The sequence below is a fragment of the Microbacterium sp. MTN4-26 genome (assembly GCF_042846595.1).
Classification (GTDB): domain Bacteria; phylum Actinomycetota; class Actinomycetes; order Actinomycetales; family Microbacteriaceae; genus Microbacterium; species Microbacterium luteum.
The window spans coordinates 1-19,474 of the sequence record NZ_BTGO01000010.1 but is presented as its reverse complement, the minus strand read 5'-3'; the positions used below and the strand labels follow the sequence as shown (position 1 = coordinate 19,474).

Below are 19,474 nucleotides of genomic sequence, written 5' to 3'. Positions count from 1 at the left end.
TCGCGTCGACGCTGGCGATCATGGGGACCGGGATCGATCCGCTGGAACTGCGCCGATTCATCGTCGGCACCGAGAGGAGCGTGTCACCGAAAGCGGTGGCCGCCCTCTACGGGCGCGCCGAGATGCTCGCACGGATGCCTCGCCGCGGGCAGGAGTGGGTCGTCTCGCACGCCCGTACCGAGGGGCACATGGGCTTCGTGGTCGAGCCGTACTGCTTCTTCCTGTCGTACGAGATCACCGATTCGGATGCCGCGGCCCGACTCCTGCCCCCGCACTACCGACTCGTTCCCACCGCGATGTTCGCCGACGAGACGCCGCGTCTGTGCGCGATCGTCGGGGCGTTCACGGTGCACACCTCGGTCTTCTGGGGAACGCGCGTCGAGCTGTACGTCATCGCAGAGGACACCCGATCGGGCATGCTCACGTGGGTGATCTGCGACTACGAGTCGAACACGATCAACTACGGCCCCGGCGAGGGCTTCGCGCGGTCGACCACCGAGCGTGCCGTCGTCACGACCGTGCACACCGGCGACGTCGTCATCGATGTGCGCAGTGCCGAACGGCCCAACCATCTCGAGGTGACCGCGGCGTTGCCTGCCGCGAAGACGACTCCGCTCGAGCAGCGCCTGTGGATCGAGGGGAACCTCAGCGTCGACTACGGCGGGCGCTTGCGGCGCGAGAGCTCGGAACCCTTCGGACTCGTGTTCGACCCCGACGAGATGCGGCAGGCTCTGCGGCTTCCTCTGGATGCCGTCACGGTGACATCGGATACGTTCGGCGCATCCTTTCGCGCCGCCGAACCGTTCGAGGCGGCGTGCTTCCCCTATGCGCAGCACTTCCTCACCAGCAGTTTCTCCCGCCCGCAGGCCATCCGGAGCCGGGATGAGCTGGAGGACGCCGTGCGCGGGTACGACGTCGAGTGACGGGAGGCGCTCCCTCCGAGCGTTTCGTCTCGCTCCGCTCGCTCAACGACCAGCGGGCCCTTTGTCCGGAGGTCGTTGAGCGAGGAGCGCAGCGACGAAACGAAACGTCGCAGCAGAGCACCCTACGTCAGGATCGCCCACCCGTGCGGCGGCAAGACGACGCGTGCGTCGGCGAGCGCCCCGTCACCCAGCTCCAGCTGCCCAGCGCCGGCGGCGGCGACGACCGCCTCGTCGTCGCCGATGTTCAGCGCCACGATGGCAGCGTCGTCGTCGACGGCGGTGCGGATGACGAGCGTGAGATTGGTCGTCTCGACGACGTCGGTGTGGGCCGAGTGCAACCACGGCCTGCGGCGACGGAAGGCGACGAGGTCACGGGTGAGTCGCAGCGCATCGCGTGCGGCATCCGTCTCCTCGACCTCGTCCGGCATGGGCGGGAACGCCGGCCTCACGGCATCGTCACCGCCGATCCGCTCGGCCTTGACCGCTTCGAAGCCGTACTCGTCGCCGGCGTAGACCGCGGGGGTTCCGGCGACGGTGAACAGCACGGCGAGCGCGTGGGGCAGATGGCGCCGCCCCACGGCTGTGGCGATGCGGGTGACGTCGTGATTGCCGACGAAGGTCGCCGGAACGAAGGTATCGAGCAGGGCGACGTGGCGGCCGAGCGCATGCGCGAGCTCGAAGAAGTTCCCGTCGGCGATGCCGTGCCAGATCCCCTGCCACAGCTCGTACTGGGTGACGCTGTCGATGCCGGAGTCGCGCACGGTCGTGGCGTAGTCGCCGTGGATGACTTCGCCGAGGAACCACGCGTGAGGGTGTCGCTCGCGCACGCGCGGGAGCACCGCCGCCCAGAACGACGGCGGAACGGCGTACGCCGCATCCAGCCGCCACCCGTCGATACCGCGGTCGAGCCAGTAGTTCATGGCGTCGACCGCGAGATCGCGGACCGCCTCGGAGTCGTGATCGAGCTCGACGAGGCTGTCGTGGCCCTCGAAGACACCGTCTCCGCGCAGGGTCTCCACCTGGGGATGCTCCCGGCCGACGTGGTTGAAGACCCCGTCGAACAGCACCCGGACGCCGCGGTCGTGCGCCGCGGCGATCAGGCGACGCACGTCGTCCTCGTCGCCCAAGCGGGGATCCACACGGAAGTGGTCGACGATGTCGTAGCCGTGACTGGTCGAGGCGAACACCGGCCCGAGCAGGATGCCGTTCAACCCGAGTTCGATGACGTGATCGAGCCACGCCTCGATGTGCGGCAGGCGGTGCACGATGCGGCCTTCGTCGGCGCCTTCGCGGATCGGCGCCCCGGTGAAACCGAGCGGGTAGACGTGCCACCACATGACGTGCTCGACCCAGGCCCGTGCGGACGCACTCATGCGGTCGTTTCCTCGTCGAGCCTGCGGTACGGCATGCCCTTCATCCTCTCATCGACGCGCGCCGGGAGAGCTACCCCACCCGGAAGGCGCCTCCCGCCACTCGTTCATGCAGCCCCTGCAACGTGGTCAGCTGTGCACGCGCCCGAGCAGCCAGGTCGATGAACACAGCGGAAGGAAAGCCCAATTCCGGCGACAGGTCGGCGAGCGTCTCCCAGCATCCGAGCTTGGAAGCGACCGCACCGCGCATCAGCTCGATCTCGAGCACGGGAGTCATCGGAGAATCGGTCGACTGTCCGTTGCTCTTCAACCGTCCGATCCTCTCCCCGATCCAGGCAACGGCCTGGCGATGCCGTCGCCTCGGTAGCTCCAGCGAACTCACCAGCTCCTTCAGGAACGCCCGCTCGCGCCGCACTTCCGCGGCGATCCGGGCAAGTTCCTCGCCGATCGGGGTATCGGCGTACCCGTGCGCCATACGCGACGCCCGGTCGGCTCCGCCGGTCGCGCCGGTGAGGTGATCAGAGAGGTAGAGGGCGAAGATGTCGCGTTCGATGGATGCCGGCAGGCGGTGCCTTTGTCCCGGCACGGTGATCGGAGGGATCTCACCCGGCGCCTGCTGATCTCGGGGCCATCGAAGCCTTGGACGCATCGGCGCGCTGGCCGCACCGTCGCCGTCGGCGATCGCGGTGATCATCTCCCGCAGCGTACTGCGGGCGTCGCGCCGTGGACGCCAGTCCAGTTCTGCGCGGATCCGCTCGGTGTCCATTATCGGCGCCGACATCGCGATGTCCATCCAGCCGGGGTCTGCGGCGACGGCGTGCGCGCACCAGGCGAGATTCATCGCCGGCCGAAGTGCGCGTGCCGGCAGTGACACGCGACGCCGAGCACCCAACGCCTCGGCGAGGTCTCTCCCACGCAGCACCCCGTCCGTCGCGACGTTGAAGGGGCCGGTCGCGACCGAGCTGAGGATTCGGCGGTACGCGTCGGCGAGGTCTTCCGCATGCACGACCTGGAAACGCAGACCTGCCGGAAGCGGAATGACGGGCAGCGCGCCCGGCCGCAGCAGTCGAGCGGGGAACATCGGGCCCAGGAAGAGGCGCGTGACCTCTGCGCCCGCAGACGCGTCGAAGACGAGCGCCGGTCGCACGCGGGCGATCGCCAACCCCTGGCTCTCTGCGTCGTCCAGCACACGCTCCTGCGCGGCCTTATCCGCCGAGTAGTGAGCGGACGGCACTCCGCGGGTCGACCATGTCTCGTCGCGAGGATCCTCGTCGTGGACGCCGGAGTACGCCCCCACGGACGAAGCACAGACGAGATGACGGACCCCGGCGCTCAGGCACGCATCGACGACGCGGCGCGTGCCCACCACGTTGGCGCGTCGCAAGAGCCGCCGGTTGCGATTGGGCTGGATCATCCACGCCAGATGAACAACAGCGTCCATGCCTTGGAAGACGGCCGCGAGCTTCTCCACGACCTTCGTCTCGTCTTCAGCGGACGGGACTGGCATCGCGAGGTCCACCACCTGCCACCGCGCCGTGTTGTAGGGCGCTGCCGTCGTATCGGGCCGTCGGCGAGCGATGCCGACCACCTCTTCGACTTTCGGGTCCGAAGCGAGCGCGCCCAGCAGCGCCGTACCGACATTTCCACTCGCACCCGTGACGCACAGTCGCATTTCAGCCCTCTCACCGAAGTTCAGACGACGATGGCGGTCGGATGCTCCCGTGTCGACCGGGTTGCGAATCACGACGGGTGCAGATAGGAACGGTCGCCGCGGGTGCGCGGCGGATCTCCCACCGCGGAGGTCGCATTCGCCGAGTTGGGCTGGTCCGGTGAGGTGACGCGCCGAGCATGAGTGGGCAACCTCGCCCGCGGTGCGAGGCCCGCCACCGCGCGGGGTTGACGCGTGTGGCGCTCACCCGCGTCGAAGAACACGTCAAGACCCTTGGTCCGGCGTCACCGCCCTCGTATCGTGGCCGTCATGTCGATCGAATTGAACGGCCCCGCCCTCCGGCTCGCCCGTTCCCTCGTGCGCGACGGCAAGGTGGTGCACGACGAACGGGACGACTGGTCGGGCGCCGCTCCGTCTGCCGAGCAGGAGAACGCCTTCATCGACGAGAACGGCTGGACCGAATATTCGCACTGGCACCTGGGCATCGATAAGAGCGAGAACCGCGAGACGAAGCGTGCCTACAGCTTCCCGTTCGGCGACTTCGACAAGGTGCGCAGGTCCGGCGTGATCTCGGCCGAGAGCCGCGCGGGTCAGTACGACCACACGGAGATCCGCGACGCCCTCAAGTCGCTCCTCGGCCTCATCGACGAAGACGACAGCTGACGATCACGGCCCGAGGAGTCACGCGGTTACGTCACGCCCGGTGCCCCGTGAATCGACCTCACCCTTGACGGGATTCAATCCGATCGCGAGCCTCCGGTGGCGGCGAGAGAGACCAGTTGCAGCACCGCGAGCTCCGTGGCGCGCCGCACGACATCGGCGGGGTCGCCGTCGTGTTGCGTGAGCATCGCGCCAGCATCCTGCTCGGTGGCCCAGCCGATGTACACCGTGCCCGCGGGATGGCCATCCTGGGGTTTCGGCCCGCCGACGCCTGTGGTCGACACCGCCACGTCGGCGACAAACATCACTCGCGCGGCCCGTGCGAGTTGTGTGGCGGCTTCACCCGAGCAGGGGTCGGTGTCCGGCAGCAGCCCGAGCAACCGCTGCTTCACCTCCGTTGCGTACGCGACGATCCCACCTTGGAACCAATCTTGGGCCCCCGATCCGCGCCCGATCTCACTCGCGACGCGACCCGCCGTGAGGGACTCGGCGACCCCGACCCGGATGCCCGCGTGCCGGCAGAGTGCCGCAAGGCGCTCTGAAGGATCATCGACTGCGCTCATGGCGACACCCTAGCGCCGCACGCTGTCGCGGCCGCGCTACGGGGCTCGAGCACCAGCCCGGGCATGTCGCCGGGCGAGACCCTCGAGCGGCCAGAAGGCAAGCGTCGTTGAGCTCCATCGTGGCACGCGGCACCGACGTCGCGGTTCCCGCACTCCTGAGGAACGACGTCCGATAGCTGCGCACCATGCGCACGTTCGATGGTGTCTATGACCCCTGGATACCGGGGCGGGGTATCATCCTCGAGGGAGCGAGGTGATCACCATGGCCGGACGCAGCGGAGGCGCGTGCCTTGCGCTTCGGCGGCTGTGGCGTGTCATCCTTGCGGCGGCGATCGCGTTTGGCGTCTTCGCGATGCATTCCGGCGTGTCCGGGCCTGCGACCGACCATGCTCCGATCGCGGCAACAGCGGCCAGCCATCACACCGCCCAGCCGACGGCTGTCGAAGAACCCGCATGCGCGGGGTGCGTCGCCCCGGACGGGCATGAGGTCGCCGCCGCGATGTGCGTGTTCATTCTGCTCTCCGTCGGCCTGTGGCTTGCACCTCCCCAGCTTTTCGGGTTGCGCGTTTCCTCGCTCTGTCGGCGGTGGATCGGCGTGCTGCTCAGGCACACGCGCGCGCCCGCGCCGTTGTCTCTTCATCAGTTGTCGATCAGCCGGATTTGATCGTTTCTCGCACCGGACTTGTCCGGGCGTCCGCCGCGCTCGCTGAGCGCGGTGCAGAGAAACGACACGAAGGACTGAGAGAGAGATGAAGAGAAGAAGTGTGCGCTGGATGGGCGCATTGGCGGTCGCATCGACACTGGCCGTGACGGGCTGCGCGGCCGGCGCCACGGTGACCGCGCCGACGCCGAATCAGTCGGGAGAGACGTTCGCATCTGCCGACGTCATGTTCGCGATGATGATGATTCCGCACCACGAGCAGGCCGTTGCGATGAGTGACGTTCTCCTGAGCAAGGAAGACATCGACGTGCGGGTCCGCGAGCTCGCCGAGGGAGTCAAGGCTGCTCAGCAACCGGAGATCGAGTTGATGGAGTCCTGGCTCGACGAGTGGGGAATGGATGAGTTCGGCGACATGGGCCGGATGACTCCGGGGCCCGGGATGATGATGTCCGAGATGGACATGTCCGTCCTGGAGGACGCCTCGGGGACCGACGCGGAGCGTGTCTTCCTCGAGGGGATGATCGTGCATCACGAGGGCGCGATCCAGATGTCTGAGGCTCTGCTCGAAGCGGGATCGAACCCCGACGCTCGCGACCTGGCGGAGGAGATCATCGTCGACCAGACCGACGAGATCGCCCTCATGCGCGACCTGCTCACTGACTACTGAGCCCGAATCCTCTGTGGGGGAACCGCTGTGCGAAGCGGCCCCTGCCGCTGTCTGAACGAAAGGGTGCTCATGCGCCGTATTCATCGTGTCCTGGCTGTGTCCCTTGCCGGGCTCGCCGTTGTTCTTTCCGCCTGCTCGCCCGGGGAGCCACCGACCACAGGAGAGGAGCACTCGGCGACGGTGTCACACGTGCATGGCGCGGTCGTCGACCCATCGGGAGAGGGATTCCTGCTGGGAACCCATGAAGGCGTCTTCCGTGTCACGGCGGACGGTGACGTATCCGGCCGTGAGGGCAGCGTGGTCTTCGACGCGATGGGTTTCGCCCGCGTGGGAACCTCGCTGTTCGCTTCGGGCCATCCCGGACGCAACACCCCGGCCGAATGGGGCGACCCCCACCTGGGGATCATCCGAAGCGACGACGCTGCCGGCAGTTGGCAGTCGATTGCTTTCGCCGGGACACGTGACTTCCATGCTCTGACCGGAACCCCGGACGGAACCATGTTCGGTGCCACGACCGACACCGCAGCGTTGCTGATGAGCGCAGACCTCGGTGTCACGTGGACCGAGACGGGCGCTCAGCTTCACGCGTTCGCTCTGACGGCCGACTCCTCCGGGCGCCTGGCGGCTCTCACTCCCGACGGAGTGATGGTCAGTGACGATGATGGCGCGACCTTCTCGCCCTGGGACGGCGCCCCGCTCCTCGTCGTCGTCGGGTCCTCCCCGGACGGCGACCACCTCGCGGGCATCGATTCTTCCGAGCGGATCTGGGTCTCCTCCGCCACAGATACGACGTGGGAGCAGGTCGGAACCGCACACGGCACTCCACATGCGATCACGGTCACCGACACTGGCGCTCTCCTCATCGTCGACGACAGCGGCGTGACGCTCCTTCCCTCACCGTCATCCTGACACGCATCCGAATACCCCAGGGGGCATGGGGTTGCAAGGCCCCTGCAAGCAACCCGGGACGGCTTCTAACCTGCCGACCGCGGGACCACCCGCACTGCCCTCATCGAAACGAAAGGCTCAGAAATGTCCACTGATAACTCACAGAACACTGATGGGCACGAGCCCGACGCACGCTCGAAGATGACCGCGAAGACCTATCTGAAGTTCGCCGCGATGATCCTCACCGGAATGGTCGTGATGTATTGGGTCATGTTCGCCGGGTCCTGGGAGTGGTCCCACATCCGATTCAGCGAAAGCCGAGTGTTCATGGCCCTCACCATGGGCGGCACCATGGGTCTGGTCATGCTCGCCTGGATGCTGAACATGTACAAGAACTGGAAGGCTAACATCGCCGTCATCGGCGTAAGCCTGCTGCTCATCGGTGGCGGCATCGCCCTCGACCGCTCCCAGATCACTGTCGACGACACCGACTTCATGCAGGGGATGATCCCGCATCACTCCCTTGCGATCACACGATCCGAACGCGCGCAACTGCAGGACGTTCGCGTGTGCGAACTCGCCGTGGAGATCAGTGAAGCTCAGCGCCGGGAGATCTTCGAGATGGACTGGCTCATCCAGGACATCGCCGATAACGGACCCGCCACAACCCCTGCTGAAGCAGCGGAGCGGCCCGTCCCGGACTACTCTGAGGCGGCCGCGCGAGATTGCGCGGCCGATTAGCGGAATACCCCCTGGGGGTACTTTGTTGGCAGGCGTAGACGGAAGGAAGGTCCCATGGAATCCACCGACGCTCACCACGGAACGGGCACGGCTCAGTCCACCGATCACGGCCATGCGGAACCGCATCAGGAACACCACGGCCACTCAGGGCACGGTGGCCACGCGGGGCACGGTGGCCACTCCGGTCACCAGGGGCATGGTGATCACGTCGGGCGGTTCCGGCGTCTGTTCTGGATCAATCTGATCCTCGCTGTCCCGGTGGTGGCGTTCTCGAGCATGTTCGCGATGCTCGTCGGGTACGAGATCCCCGATGTCCCCGGGGTGATGTGGATCGCGCCGGTCCTCGGGACGGTCATGTACGTGTGGGGCGGGTGGCCGTTCCTGACTGGCGCGCTCGACGAGATCCGGGCGAAGTCGCCGGGGATGATGCTGCTCATCGGGCTGGCGATCACCGTCGCGTTCCTCGCGTCGTGGGGCGCGAGCATCGGGCTGCTCGATCACCAGCTGGAGTTCTGGTGGGAGCTGGCCCTTCTGATCGTGATCATGCTCCTCGGGCACTGGCTGGAGATGCGGTCTCTCGCGCAGACGACTTCGGCTCTCGACTCGCTCGCGGCTCTCCTGCCGGACGAGGCCGAACGCGCCGAAGGCGACGAGACCGTCACCGTCTCCCCCGCCGATCTGGAGGTCGGCGACATCGTCATCGTCCGCCCCGGCGGCAGCGTCCCCGCCGACGGCACCATCACGGAGGGTCACGCGCACCTGGACGAGTCGATGATCACGGGGGAATCCAAGCCGGTTCGTCGCGAGATCGGCGACACCGTCACGGCGGGGACCGTCGCGACCGACTCCGGCATCCGCGTCGAGGTCACCGCGATCGGGGACGACACCGCTCTCGCGGGGATCCAGCGCCTGGTCACCGACGCACAGAACTCCACCTCCCGCGCCCAGCGCATCGCCGACCGAGCCGCGGCCTGGCTGTTCTGGTTCGCGCTGGGATCCGCCGTCATCACCGCGATCGTCTGGTCCCTAGTCGGCAATCCGGATGCCGCCGTGATCCGCACCATCACCGTTCTCGTCATCGCCTGCCCGCACGCACTCGGCCTCGCGATCCCCCTCGTGGTCTCCATCGCCACCGAACGCGCCGCCCGAGGCGGCGTGCTCATCAAGGACCGCCTCGCCCTGGAGAGCATGCGCACGATCGATGCGGTCCTCTTCGACAAGACCGGCACCCTCACGAAGGGCGAACCGACCGTCACCGACATCGCGACGGCCGGCGACCACTCCCCCGACGACCTCCTCGCCCTTGCCGCCGCGGCCGAGTCCGACAGCGAGCACCCGCTCGCCCGGGCCATCGTCCGGGCCGCCGCCGACCGATCGCTCACCGTCCCGAGAGCGACGGGCTTCACCTCCGAGCCCTCCCTCGGCGTCACCGCCACGGTGAAGGGCGACGAGGTCCGCGTCGGCGGGCCCCGCCTCGTCGAGTCCCTGGCCGAGAAGGAGATGCCCGACCTCGACGGATGGCGCGACGACGGCGCGATCATCCTCCACCTCGCGATCGACGGGCACATCGCCGGCGCGTTCAAGCTCGCCGACGAGATCCGCCCCGAGTCCCGCGACGCCGTCGACGCCCTCCACGCCCTCGGCATCCACGTCGCCATGATCACCGGAGATGCCGAACCCGTCGCCCGCGCCGTCGCTCGAGAGCTCGGCATCGACCAGGTGTTCGCCGGAGTCCGACCCGACGACAAGTCGGAAAAGGTCGCGGAGCTGCAGCGCGAGGGCCGCAAGGTCGCGATGGTCGGCGACGGCGTCAACGACGCCCCCGCCCTCGCGAAGGCGGACGTCGGCATCGCCATCGGAGCCGGCACCGATGTCGCCATCGCCTCCGCCGGCGTCATCCTCGCCAGCTCCGACCCCCGCTCGGTTCTGTCCGTCCTCGAACTGTCCCGCCGCACCTACCGCAAGATGACACAGAACCTCTGGTGGGCCGCCGGCTACAACCTCATCTCCGTCCCGCTCGCCGCGGGCGTCCTCGCCCCCATCGGGTTCGTGCTGCCGATGTCGGTCGGCGCCATCCTCATGTCCCTGTCGACCATCATCGTCGCCGCCAACGCGCAACTCCTGCGACGCCTGAAGCTCACCCCCGAGAACAGTGCACGGCACATCCTCCGGCACGCACAGGACTGACCCGGGCGACCGACAGGCCGGGTCAGCGGCCGCTTCTCAGATCGGAGCGGGCGGTTCCCGCGCAGGCGGTGGGTGCGCGGGAACGTCAGCGCAACCGCCCCCGCGACCACAGCGAGGATGAGGAGCACGACGGCGGCACCGGTGAGGCTCGCCCGCCGAGCCATCCTGCGGTGGTCGTGGCGACCGCAGTGACGACGACCGCGTCCGAGCCAACTCGGGCAAGAAGAAACCCCCGATAGACAGGTGCTTCTCTGGCGGTGACGGTATGGGATTTGGCCCCATAGCCGATCACACTGCGTTGCTGTGCAGGACCCGTTCTTCGTTGATCGTCCGCGGGATCCGACCTTTCACCGATGTGCCCGATTGATCGCGGTTCACACGATTTTGCTCACGGATTGCTCACCGAACGGCTCGGTTCACTCGCTCAGAAGAGCGTCGCGGGTTGGTCGTCGACGGCCTCGGGGCGGACCAGGAGGTCGAGGAAGTCCTGGTTGATGACCAGTCGCTCGCGGCCGAGCTTGACATCGATGAGCACGCCGGCAGTGGCCAACTCGTTGAGCCATTTCGTCGCGGTGGGGCGCGAGACGGCGCATCGGTCGATGACGGTGCTGATTCGACAGTAGGGCTGTTCGAACAGCAGGTCGAGGAGATCGGAGTTCGAGCCGGCGAGCTGGGAATCGTCGTACGCGAACCGGAACAGCTCGTCGGTGGTCGTGACGATGTTCTCGATCTCCGAACTCGCCTGCGCCTCGAGGATCGGGATCGTGTCGATCAGCACGGCGGGGTTCGGCATCCGCTGCGCCGCTCGGTCCAGCGCCGCGACTGCGGCGCGGGCCTCAATGACGACCTTCAACACGGGCGTGGTCTCGATGATGGTGTCCGGCGGCAACAGCGGAAGCGCGTCGTACGGCTTCTCGGCGTGCCGACTCATATGCAACGCTTACGCAACCATCCGCAAGACGTGTAAACATGCAGGCGAAATCTTTGCATGTCCTGAGGATGTGTGCGCGATCTTGCAACGTCCGCACGGTCTACCTTGCTCACGAGCCCCCGGAAGCGTAGATGGCCTGAGCTTCCGCGTGATTCCGCGGATCTCAAGCCTCGGGGCCTGTACCCACTTCTTTGCTCACGACGCCGAAAACCACCGATTCGCGCCACGAGAAAGTGAGCCGATCGGGGGTTTTCGTTTGGCGGTGACGGTGGGATTTGAACCCTTACCCAATCGCCTTTCGAGACTGTGCCGACCTTTCCTCACGCGGATTCATGCGGACCTCGACCTTTCGACTATGTAGCCGAGACGCTCGACCGCGCGACAATTTTTCTCACGCCTTACCCGGCCGACAAGCAGCGCCCGATCACCGAGCCGTGGATAACAACGTCACCGAACGCCGATCACCTCCGCACCTTCTCAGCGGAACGGCTCGTCCGGCACCTCGAAGCTGTGCGTCCTCTTGATCGGCGCTGACGCCTCGGACGTATAGAAGGCGAGCGCCTCCCGCGCGAGCGATGGAGCCGTGGATGTCGTGGCGACCGCACCGGCGAACACGGTGGTGATCGCACAGTCGGCAGGCAACGTTCCCAGGATCTCCACCCCGGGCTGCCCCACGAGCTCACTGAGCTGCTGGAAGCCGAGGTCCACCCGGCCGTCGGCGAGCAGCGCGGCGACCGGGAGGCCGGGTCGCGCCCGAACAAGGCGTTCATCGACCTCGCCGGCGAGCCCCCACCTCGCGAGGAGGTCAAGAAGAGCGTCACCGCTGGGACCGGTCGAATATCCGATGCGGTCGGCCGCCGCCACAGCGTCCCGCACGGCTGCGGCGTCGGAGAAGGACGGCCGTCCGGGATCGACCGACCGCCGAGACGAACCTGAGGCCACCGCGACCGCAACGTGGGAACGGACGACGGGACGGAGGGTCGCCGCGTCGACACGCCCCTCATCGGCGAGGAGCACCAATGCGCTCTGCGCGAGGAAGACCAGATCCCACGACTCGCCGGCGCGCACTCTCTTGGCGGCATCGACTCCGCCCACGGACTCAATCTCCACCGCGGGGAGTCCGGCCGCGGATGCGGCTGACGAAATCTCCGCGAGCACGTGGCGCGTCGCCATCGACGAGATCGCCCTCACGCGGCATCCTCGGCGAACACCTCGCGGGACTGCACCGCGTTGTAGCGCGGCCCCGAGACGGTGGTCGCGCTGATGAGGTCACCGGCGCGACGGAGGAGCTCCGGGTCCACCGCGAGATCAGCGGCCGCGAGGTTCTCGCGGACGTGTTCTGCGCGGGTCGTCCCGGGGATGGCGACCACGTGGTCACCGCGGGAGAGCACCCACGCCAGCGCCAGCTGGGCCGGCGAACAACCCGCGGCGACGGCGAGGTCGCGCCATGCCGGCAGCAGGGCCGCGTTCGCGGGCCAATGCTCGGGGGTGAATCGCGGATGCGCGCGCCGGATGTCCTTCGGCGCGAAGGTCTCCGGATCGGTCACGGCGTCGGCGAGGAAGCCGCGCGCGACGGGCGAGAAGGCGACGAACGCGACGCCCGACGCCCGGGTCGCGTCGAGCATGCCCCATTCGGCGTTGCGTGTCCACAGTGAGTACTCGTTCTGCACGGCCGCGATCGGAGCAACATCCAGCGCGTCCTCCAGCAGGGCGACGGAGATCTCGGACAGCCCGATCGCCCCGATCTTCCCCGCCGTGACGGCATCCGCGAGTGCGCCGACACTGTCACCGATCGGGACATGCGGATCCCATCGATGGAGGTAGTAGAGGTCGATGTGGTCGACCCCGAGCCGCCGCAGCGACGCGTCGATCTGCGCACGGAGGGTCTCCGGGCGGCCGTCGATCGTCTTCACGCCATCGACCGGTGCCATGCCGCCCTTGCTGGCGAGCACGACCTCGTGCCGACGTCCGTCGATCGCCCGCCCCACGAGTTCTTCGTTGCGCCCGGCACCGTACAGCGTCGCCGTGTCGAGGAACCGCGCACCCGCGTCCAGCGCCTCGCGCAGCATCCGAAGTCCGTCTCCCTCCGACGGCGGCACCCCGTATGCATGGCTCAACTCCATGCATCCGAGCCCGATCCGCGGCAGTCTCACGCGAGCTGCTCCTCCAGCTGCCCCAGGACGCGGTAGCAGTCGATCACCTGACGCAGCGACGAGTTCGGCTCGCGTCCTTCACGGATCGCCGCGATGAACTCGCGATCCTGCAGCTCGATACCGTTCATGCTGACAGCGACGTGGGAGACGTCGATGGGCTGTTCCCGGCCGTCGACGAGGTCGTCGTAGCGAGCGATGTAGGTGCCGGTGTCGCCGATATAGCGGAAGAAGGTGCCGAAGGGTCCGTCGTTGTTGAACGACAGCGACAGCGTGCAGATCGCTCCGGACTCTGCCTTCAGCTGGATGGACATGTCCATCGCGATGCCCAGCTCGGGATGGATGGGCCCCTGGATGGCGTTGGCCTGGACGATACGACCCGCCTGGTAGGCGAAGAGGTCGACCGTGTGGGCGGCGTGGTGCCACAGCAGGTGATCGGTCCACGAACGAGGCTCGCCCTTGGCGTTGGTGTTGGTACGGCGGAAGAAGTAGGTCTGCACATCCATCTGCTGGATGCCGAACTCGCCCGCGGCGATCCTGTGGTGCAACCACTGGTGCGAGGGGTTGAAGCGGCGCGTATGCCCCACCATCGACACGAGGTCGGATGCCTCCGCCGCCGCCAGCGTCGCCTCGGCGTCGGCGAGCGAGTCGGCCAGCGGGATCTCTACCTGGACGTGCTTGCCGGCGGCGAGTGCCGCCCGGGTCTGGGCGGCGTGAAGGCCGGTGGGGGTGGCGAGGATGACGGCATCGACGTCGTCGCACTCGAGGACGGCGTCGTACCCGACGACCGCGTTCGGCACACCGTACTTCTCGGCGACGGCCTGGGTGGGCTCGGGGCGGGTGCCGCTCACGACCGTGACCTCGGCGTCCTGGATTCGTGCGAGGCCGTCGAGGTGCTTCATGCCGAACGCGCCGGCGGCGCCGACAACAGCGACTCTGGTCTTGTCGTTCATGCAGGAACCTCCGCCTGTCGAGCCTGCTCGGCCGTGATCTCCGCGTCGTCATCAGCCTCGGACACGCGGTCATCCGCGGCATCGGCAGCCGCTGTGTCACCCACCCTCGCAGGGTTGGAGATGACGAGATGCCCGACGGCGGTGTTGGATGCCGGCACGTGGTAGAACCGGTGGTTCACATCCGGGGCGCCGCCGCCGAACTGGTCGTCCATCGCACCGCGCGCAATGAGCCAGTCAACCAGCTCGATGCCCTCGGAGCCCGCCTCGTCGACGTACTCCATGTGCGGCCACTCGGTGAGGCCCAGCGGATCGGCGATGAGGTGGTCGAGGAACGCGTTGTCCCATTCCCTGTTGATCAGCCCGGCGCGCGGACCCTGAAGCTGGTGACTCATGCCACCGGTGCCCCAGATCTGCACGTTCAACTCCGGGCCGTCCCACTTGTCGAGGGCCCGGCGGATGGCCTTGCCGAGCTCATAGCAGCGGCGCCCGGATGGCACCGGGTACTGCACCACGTTGACGGGGAGTGGGATAACGCGGCACGGCCATTCGTCGACGTCGCCGAACACGAGCGACAGCGGCACGGTGAGGCCGTGGTCGACCACCATCTCGTTGACGAGGGTGAGGTCGAAGTCGTCCTGGATGACCGACTGCGCGATGTGCGCGGCGAGCTCGGGGTAGCCCTTGACGTCGGGCACCGGGCGCGGGCCGTAGCCCTCGTCGGCGACGGGATAGTGCGAGCCGGTGCCGAGGACGAAGGTCGGGATGATGTTGGAGTCGAACGCGGTGGCGTGGTCGTTGTAGACCAGGATCACCACGTCGGGGGTGTTCTGCTTCGCCCAGGCGCGGGTCCACTCGTAACCGTCGAACACTCTCTTCCAGTACGGCTCCTCGGTCTTGCCCAGATCCATGGCGGCACCGATAGCCGGGACGTGCGACGTGAACAGCGCCGAGGTGAACCGTGCCGGGGCATCCTCCCGCATCGTCGTCGCCTTGTCGGTCGACGGCGGAGTCCACCCATCGAGGTCCTTCAGCCGATTGCCCTCGGGCCGTCGACCGCCGCCCACCATCATGTCGCGGTAGGCGGCCTCGCTCATCCCGGTCATCGAGCCGGCCATCTGCTGGAAGCTGAGGCCGTGGGTCGCACCGATCTTCGACAGGAAGTAGATGTTGCCGCCCTCGCGGATCATCGTGTTCAGATCCATGTCGAGCACGGCCTGCTTCTGCATCTCGGTCATCGGCCACTCGTCCACATAGGAACGCTGGTCGGCGAGGAAGCGGGCGCGGTTCTCGGGCTTCATCAGTGACATCGAGAACTGGTTGAGGTGGTAGCCCTTGCGGGCCTGCTCGGCATCGAAGATGGTGGTGCCGGGTACGTTCTTGTACGGCTTGTCGAGGGCCATGTCAGTCTCCTCCGGTTGAGAGTTCCTGCCAGTACAGCCGCCGCGGGTTGTCGACGAGCAGCCTGCGCTGCAGGACGGCGGTCGCGGCGATCTGCGGGATGTAGTCGACCAGCAGCCCATCGTCGGGCATATGGTCCTTGAGGTTGGGGTGCGGCCAGTCGGTGCCCCACAGCACGCGGTCGGGGAATTCCTCGACCACGCGTCGGGCGAACGGCACAACGTCGGCGTAAGCGTGCTGTTCGCCATCGAGGGCCTTCGCCCCGGTGACGCTGAGGCGCTCCGGGCACGAGACCTTGGTCCACACGTTCGGGTTCTCGCGCATGAAGCGGAGGAACAGACCGAACTCGGGACCGTCCGGGTCCTTCGTGACGTCGGGCCGGCCCATGTGGTCGACGACGACGTCGGTCGGGATGGCGGCGAAGAAGTCATAGAGATCGGGCAGGTCCGCGGCCTCGAAATAGATCACGACGTGCCACCCGAGCGGGGCGATCTTCGCGACGATCTCGTCGAGCGAGTCGGTGGGCACCCGGTCGACGAGCCGCTTGACGAAGTTGAACCGCACCCCGCGCACGCCCGCGGCGTGCAAGCCAGCGAGCTCCTCGTCGGTGACATCGCGGCGGACGGTGGCGACGCCGCGGGCGCGGCCCTCGCTGCGGTTCAGCGCGTCGACCAGCGCCCGGTTGTCGGCGCCGTGGCAGGTGGCCTGCACGATGACATTGCGGTCGAAGCCGAGGTGGTCGCGCAGCGCGAACAGTTGCTCGGCCGACGCGTCGCACGGCGTGTACTTGCGTTCGGGGGCGTAGGGGAATTCGGCCCCCGGACCGAAGACATGGCAGTGTGCATCGACCGAACCGGCAGGTACCCGGAAGGTCGGGGTGGCGGGGCCGTTGCACCAGTCGAGCCAGCCGGGTGTCTTCTCGAAGTCGCCGGTGGTTACACCGTGTGCGGTGGTCTGCGGCATCCGTCAGTCCTCCACGTACTCGAGGCCGGCCGCGGCGAGCGGCTCGCGCATGCCGTAGAGGTCGAGACCGAGAACACCGTCGCGGAACTTCTGCCGCTTCGACTCCTCGTTGTCTTCTCGCTTCTGGCTCGCCTCGGCGACCGCGCCGACGAGGTCACGCGGCACCACGACGACACCGTCGACATCGGCGACGACCACATCACCGGGGTTCACGAGGGCGTTGGCGACCACGACAGGGATGTTGACCGAACCGAGAGTGGCCTTCACCGTGCCCTTGGAGTTGATCGCGCGGGAGAACACCGGGAAGTCCATCTTCTCGAGGTCGGCGACATCGCGAACCCCACCGTCGATGACGAGCCCCCTGCATCCGCGTGCGGTCAGCGACGACGCAAGCAGTTCGCCGAAGAAGCCGTCTTCGCTCTCGGTCGTGCACCCGGCGACGATCACATCGCCCTCTTGCACCTGCTCGGCGGCGACGTGGAACATCCAGTTGTCGCCCGGCTGCAGGAGCACCGTCACCGCCGGCCCGCACAGCTTCGCGCCCGTGTAGGCGGGGCGGATGTAGGGGCGAAGAAGCCCCACGCGACCCATCGCCTCATGGATGGTCGCGACACCGAACGGCGACAGCTTCGCGACGTCGGCGGGATCGGGGCGCTGGATGCTCGTGTGAACGAGGCCGAGTTGGTTCAGGCGCATGGTGATTACCGTCCCTGCGCCGTAAGGGCGCGATCGAGCCGGGGATAGATCCGGCGGGCGTTGCCCTCGAACACCTGGGCGCGCTCGGCGTCTGAGAGGTTGGGGGTCGCGTCGACGTACCGCTTGGTGTCGTCGAAGTAGTGGCCCGTGTGCGGGTCGATGTCGCGCACGGCGCCGATCATCTCGCTCGCGAACAGGATGTTGTCGGTCGGGATCACGTTCGTCAGCAGATCGATGCCCGGCTGGTGATAGACGCACGTGTCGAAGAACACGTTGCCGAGCAGGTGCTCTTCGAGCTCGGGCTTGCCGAGCGCCATCGCGAGGCCCCGGAACCGGCCCCAGTGGTACGGCACGGCTCCGCCGCCGTGCGGGATGACGAACTTCAGATCAGGGAAGTCGCGGAACAGGTCGCCCTTGAGCAGCTGCATGAACGCGGTCGTGTCGGCGCCCAGGTAGTGGTCACCGGTGGTGTGGAACTGCGGCTTGCACGACGTCGACACGTGGATCATCGCCGGCAGTTCGCACTCGACGAGCTTTTCGTAGACCGGGTACCAGCTCTTGTCGGTCAAGGCAGGTGCCGTCCAGAGGCCGCCCGACGGGTCGGGGTTCAGGTTCACGGCGACGACGCCGAGGTCGTTCACCGCGCGATCGAGTTCGCCGAGCACGGTCTTCGGGTCGACGCCGGGCGACTGCGGCAGCATCGCACCGTTCAAAAACCGTTCGGGGAACAGCTCGCTCACACGTGCGCAGAGGTCGTTGCAGATCCGCGCCCAGGTCGCACTCACCTCGTAATCGCCGATGTGGTGCGCCATGAACGACGCGCGCGGGCTGAACAGGGTCACATCACTGCCCCGATCGTTCATCAGCCGGAGCTGATTGGCCTCGATCGTCTCGCGGATGTCCTCGTCGCTGATCGCCAGCTCCGCCGGGTCCGGTGCCGGACCGGTTCCCTCGGCGAACGCGACCTGCAGATCACGCCACGCGCCCAGCTGCGCGGGGGCAGTGGTGTAGTGCCCGTGGATGTCGATGATCAACGCGTGTCGTCCTTGTCACTCGGGTGTCGTCGACCCCGAGGCTAGGCCCGATCTGCTGTACTAGTCCAATAGATGTGAATGAGCAAAGCCATAGAGATTGTCGATATCCATGCTGGCCGATCTGAACCAACTGCGAACATTCGTCGTCCTCTACGAGATGCGGAGTGTGACCGCCGCGGCCGAGCGCCTGCATGTCACCCAACCGACGGTCAGTTACACGCTCCGGAGACTGCGCGAACGCTTCGGTGATGCGCTCTTCCGCCGCGAGGGAAACGACATGGTGCCCACCGCGCGAGCCACCCAGCTCTTCGGCCCGCTCCACGAGGCGCTTGCGCGGATCGACGCGACGGTCGGCGACCCGGACGGGTTCGAGCCCGCCGGATTCAGCGGGGAGCTCACCCTCGGACTCACATCCATCGGGGAGCAGACATTTCTTCCCCCGGTGATGACCGCCCTCGCGGACACGTCATCGCGTCCCCACCTCCAGGTCGCCCGACTGGACGCGGATCAGGTCGAGGGTGGTCTCATCCGAGGCACCGTCGATCTGGCGATGACCGTATCGATGATCGGGAGCCCACGGCTGTGGCGCACGCACGTGCGCGCCGTGGAGTACGTCGCGCTGTCGGCGGGTCGGCACCCCCTTCCGCCGACGGGGCCGACCATGTTCGCCGAGCGACGGTTCGTGCGCGTGACCGCTCGAGGCGGCCATATCTTCCCGCTGCAGACCTTGACCGAACACGGCTTGATGGGTCAGGTCGCCCTCACCGTCGAGGAGTACGCCACGGTTCCGGCCGTGCTCGCGGAGACGGACCTCGTCGTTCTGATCCCTCGGCACGTCGCGGAGGTGTTCTGCGGCTGGTTCCCCGGGCTTCGCATCGCCGAGCTCCCCTGGCCCGCACAGAGCACACCGGTGTCGCTGTACACGCGTCGCGAGGCGAGCCTGTCGGCCGTGCAGCGGTGGTTCCGCTCCCTCGTGCTCGACGCGGTCTCCGCCGGCGAGTATCGCACCGGACGGCGCCG

The 19,474-nt window shown here is 67.4% G+C and carries 19 protein-coding genes; 8 read left to right on the top strand and 11 right to left on the bottom strand.

Features of this window, described 5'->3' with window-relative positions:
• The first annotated feature begins 20 nt into the window (after positions 1–20).
• Entirely contained in the window at positions 21–923 is a 903-nt protein-coding gene (locus ACGG9C_RS09940) for a hypothetical protein (protein WP_194384458.1), read from the top strand.
• A 122-nt stretch (positions 924–1,045) separates the two neighbouring features.
• On the opposite strand, the gene ACGG9C_RS09935 is transcribed toward ACGG9C_RS09940, so the two are convergent.
• Positions 1,046–2,296: an alpha-amylase family protein gene (locus tag ACGG9C_RS09935; RefSeq protein ID WP_194384457.1), complete on the bottom strand. Its 1,251-nt coding sequence runs from the start codon at positions 2,294–2,296 to the stop codon at positions 1,046–1,048.
• 70 nt (positions 2,297–2,366) lie between these two features.
• A complete protein-coding gene (locus tag ACGG9C_RS09930) occupies positions 2,367–3,965 on the bottom strand; it encodes an NAD-dependent epimerase/dehydratase family protein (protein ID WP_194384456.1) in 1,599 nt (532 codons plus the stop codon).
• A gap of 306 nt (positions 3,966–4,271) precedes the next feature.
• Between ACGG9C_RS09930 and ACGG9C_RS09925 the strand changes: the two genes are divergently transcribed.
• The gene (locus ACGG9C_RS09925) at positions 4,272–4,625 is read left to right on the top strand and encodes a hypothetical protein (protein ID WP_194384455.1); all 354 of its coding nucleotides are present in this window, start codon (positions 4,272–4,274) and stop codon (positions 4,623–4,625) included.
• Between the two features lie 74 nt (positions 4,626–4,699).
• Here the strand turns inward: ACGG9C_RS09925 and ACGG9C_RS09920 are convergent, their stop codons facing one another.
• The gene (locus tag ACGG9C_RS09920; protein WP_194384454.1) at positions 4,700–5,185 is read right to left on the bottom strand and encodes a CinA family protein; all 486 of its coding nucleotides are present in this window, start codon (positions 5,183–5,185) and stop codon (positions 4,700–4,702) included.
• A gap of 262 nt (positions 5,186–5,447) precedes the next feature.
• Here ACGG9C_RS09920 and ACGG9C_RS09915 point away from each other — a divergent pair, with 262 nt between their 5' ends.
• The 5 genes from ACGG9C_RS09915 (at position 5,448) to ACGG9C_RS09895 (ending at position 10,329) form a co-directional block, all read left to right on the top strand.
• Positions 5,448–5,849, top strand: a complete 402-nt coding sequence (locus ACGG9C_RS09915; protein WP_228481192.1) for a DUF6153 family protein — start codon at positions 5,448–5,450, stop codon at positions 5,847–5,849.
• 85 nt (positions 5,850–5,934) lie between these two features.
• A complete protein-coding gene (locus ACGG9C_RS09910) occupies positions 5,935–6,513 on the top strand; it encodes a DUF305 domain-containing protein (protein ID WP_194384452.1) in 579 nt (192 codons plus the stop codon).
• Between the two features lie 180 nt (positions 6,514–6,693).
• Positions 6,694–7,422: a hypothetical protein gene (locus tag ACGG9C_RS09905; protein WP_228480908.1), complete on the top strand. Its 729-nt coding sequence runs from the start codon at positions 6,694–6,696 to the stop codon at positions 7,420–7,422.
• Positions 7,423–7,545: 123 nt separating this feature from the next.
• Positions 7,546–8,142, top strand: a complete 597-nt coding sequence (locus ACGG9C_RS09900) for a DUF305 domain-containing protein (protein WP_228480907.1) — start codon at positions 7,546–7,548, stop codon at positions 8,140–8,142.
• A gap of 54 nt (positions 8,143–8,196) precedes the next feature.
• Entirely contained in the window at positions 8,197–10,329 is a 2,133-nt protein-coding gene (locus tag ACGG9C_RS09895) for a heavy metal translocating P-type ATPase (RefSeq protein ID WP_194384451.1), read from the top strand.
• Positions 10,330–10,753: 424 nt separating this feature from the next.
• Here the strand turns inward: ACGG9C_RS09895 and ACGG9C_RS09890 are convergent, their stop codons facing one another.
• The 8 genes from ACGG9C_RS09890 to ACGG9C_RS09855 form a co-directional block, all read right to left on the bottom strand.
• Positions 10,754–11,260, bottom strand: a complete 507-nt coding sequence (locus tag ACGG9C_RS09890; protein WP_194384450.1) for a Fic/DOC family N-terminal domain-containing protein — start codon at positions 11,258–11,260, stop codon at positions 10,754–10,756.
• Positions 11,261–11,737: 477 nt separating this feature from the next.
• The gene (locus ACGG9C_RS09885; RefSeq protein WP_194384449.1) at positions 11,738–12,451 is read right to left on the bottom strand and encodes a substrate-binding domain-containing protein; all 714 of its coding nucleotides are present in this window, start codon (positions 12,449–12,451) and stop codon (positions 11,738–11,740) included.
• Positions 12,448–13,413, bottom strand: coding sequence for an aldo/keto reductase (locus tag ACGG9C_RS09880; RefSeq protein ID WP_194384448.1), 966 nt, complete (start codon positions 13,411–13,413; stop codon positions 12,448–12,450). Before ACGG9C_RS09880 ends, ACGG9C_RS09885 begins: the two co-directional genes overlap by 4 nt.
• Complete coding sequence (locus tag ACGG9C_RS09875; protein ID WP_194384447.1) at positions 13,410–14,363, bottom strand: Gfo/Idh/MocA family oxidoreductase; 954 nt, start codon at positions 14,361–14,363, stop codon at positions 13,410–13,412. The genes ACGG9C_RS09880 and ACGG9C_RS09875 overlap by 4 nt, the downstream gene beginning before the upstream one ends.
• The gene (locus ACGG9C_RS09870; RefSeq protein WP_228480906.1) at positions 14,360–15,763 is read right to left on the bottom strand and encodes a protocatechuate 4,5-dioxygenase subunit alpha/beta; all 1,404 of its coding nucleotides are present in this window, start codon (positions 15,761–15,763) and stop codon (positions 14,360–14,362) included. Before ACGG9C_RS09870 ends, ACGG9C_RS09875 begins: the two co-directional genes overlap by 4 nt.
• Position 15,764: 1 nt before the next feature.
• Positions 15,765–16,724, bottom strand: a complete 960-nt coding sequence (locus ACGG9C_RS09865) for an amidohydrolase family protein (RefSeq protein WP_194384446.1) — start codon at positions 16,722–16,724, stop codon at positions 15,765–15,767.
• Positions 16,725–16,727: 3 nt separating this feature from the next.
• Positions 16,728–17,420: a 4-carboxy-4-hydroxy-2-oxoadipate aldolase/oxaloacetate decarboxylase gene (gene ligK, locus ACGG9C_RS09860; protein WP_194384445.1), complete on the bottom strand. Its 693-nt coding sequence runs from the start codon at positions 17,418–17,420 to the stop codon at positions 16,728–16,730.
• A 5-nt stretch (positions 17,421–17,425) separates the two neighbouring features.
• Complete coding sequence (locus tag ACGG9C_RS09855) at positions 17,426–18,454, bottom strand: amidohydrolase family protein (protein WP_194384444.1); 1,029 nt, start codon at positions 18,452–18,454, stop codon at positions 17,426–17,428.
• 109 nt (positions 18,455–18,563) lie between these two features.
• Between ACGG9C_RS09855 and ACGG9C_RS09850 the strand changes: the two genes are divergently transcribed.
• Positions 18,564–19,474, top strand: a 911-nt coding sequence (locus tag ACGG9C_RS09850) for a LysR family transcriptional regulator (RefSeq protein WP_194384443.1), incomplete at its 3' end; no start/stop codon positions are given.

What these genes read in the sequence shown, in the direction of transcription:
- ACGG9C_RS09940 (WP_194384458.1), top strand. Translation starts at nt 21, where the DNA reads ATGGGGACCGGGATCGATCCGCTGGAACTGCGCCGATTCATCGTCGGC.
- ACGG9C_RS09935 (WP_194384457.1), bottom strand. Translation starts at nt 2,296, where the DNA reads ATGAGTGCGTCCGCACGGGCCTGGGTCGAGCACGTCATGTGGTGGCAC.
- ACGG9C_RS09930 (WP_194384456.1), bottom strand. Translation starts at nt 3,965, where the DNA reads ATGCGACTGTGCGTCACGGGTGCGAGTGGAAATGTCGGTACGGCGCTG.
- ACGG9C_RS09925 (WP_194384455.1), top strand. Translation starts at nt 4,272, where the DNA reads ATGTCGATCGAATTGAACGGCCCCGCCCTCCGGCTCGCCCGTTCCCTC.
- ACGG9C_RS09920 (WP_194384454.1), bottom strand. Translation starts at nt 5,185, where the DNA reads ATGAGCGCAGTCGATGATCCTTCAGAGCGCCTTGCGGCACTCTGCCGG.
- ACGG9C_RS09915 (WP_228481192.1), top strand. Translation starts at nt 5,448, where the DNA reads ATGGCCGGACGCAGCGGAGGCGCGTGCCTTGCGCTTCGGCGGCTGTGG.
- ACGG9C_RS09910 (WP_194384452.1), top strand. Translation starts at nt 5,935, where the DNA reads ATGAAGAGAAGAAGTGTGCGCTGGATGGGCGCATTGGCGGTCGCATCG.
- ACGG9C_RS09900 (WP_228480907.1), top strand. Translation starts at nt 7,546, where the DNA reads ATGTCCACTGATAACTCACAGAACACTGATGGGCACGAGCCCGACGCA.
- ACGG9C_RS09895 (WP_194384451.1), top strand. Translation starts at nt 8,197, where the DNA reads ATGGAATCCACCGACGCTCACCACGGAACGGGCACGGCTCAGTCCACC.
- ACGG9C_RS09890 (WP_194384450.1), bottom strand. Translation starts at nt 11,260, where the DNA reads ATGAGTCGGCACGCCGAGAAGCCGTACGACGCGCTTCCGCTGTTGCCG.
- ACGG9C_RS09875 (WP_194384447.1), bottom strand. Translation starts at nt 14,363, where the DNA reads ATGAACGACAAGACCAGAGTCGCTGTTGTCGGCGCCGCCGGCGCGTTC.
- ACGG9C_RS09870 (WP_228480906.1), bottom strand. Translation starts at nt 15,763, where the DNA reads ATGGCCCTCGACAAGCCGTACAAGAACGTACCCGGCACCACCATCTTC.
- ACGG9C_RS09865 (WP_194384446.1), bottom strand. Translation starts at nt 16,724, where the DNA reads ATGCCGCAGACCACCGCACACGGTGTAACCACCGGCGACTTCGAGAAG.
- ligK (WP_194384445.1), bottom strand. Translation starts at nt 17,420, where the DNA reads ATGCGCCTGAACCAACTCGGCCTCGTTCACACGAGCATCCAGCGCCCC.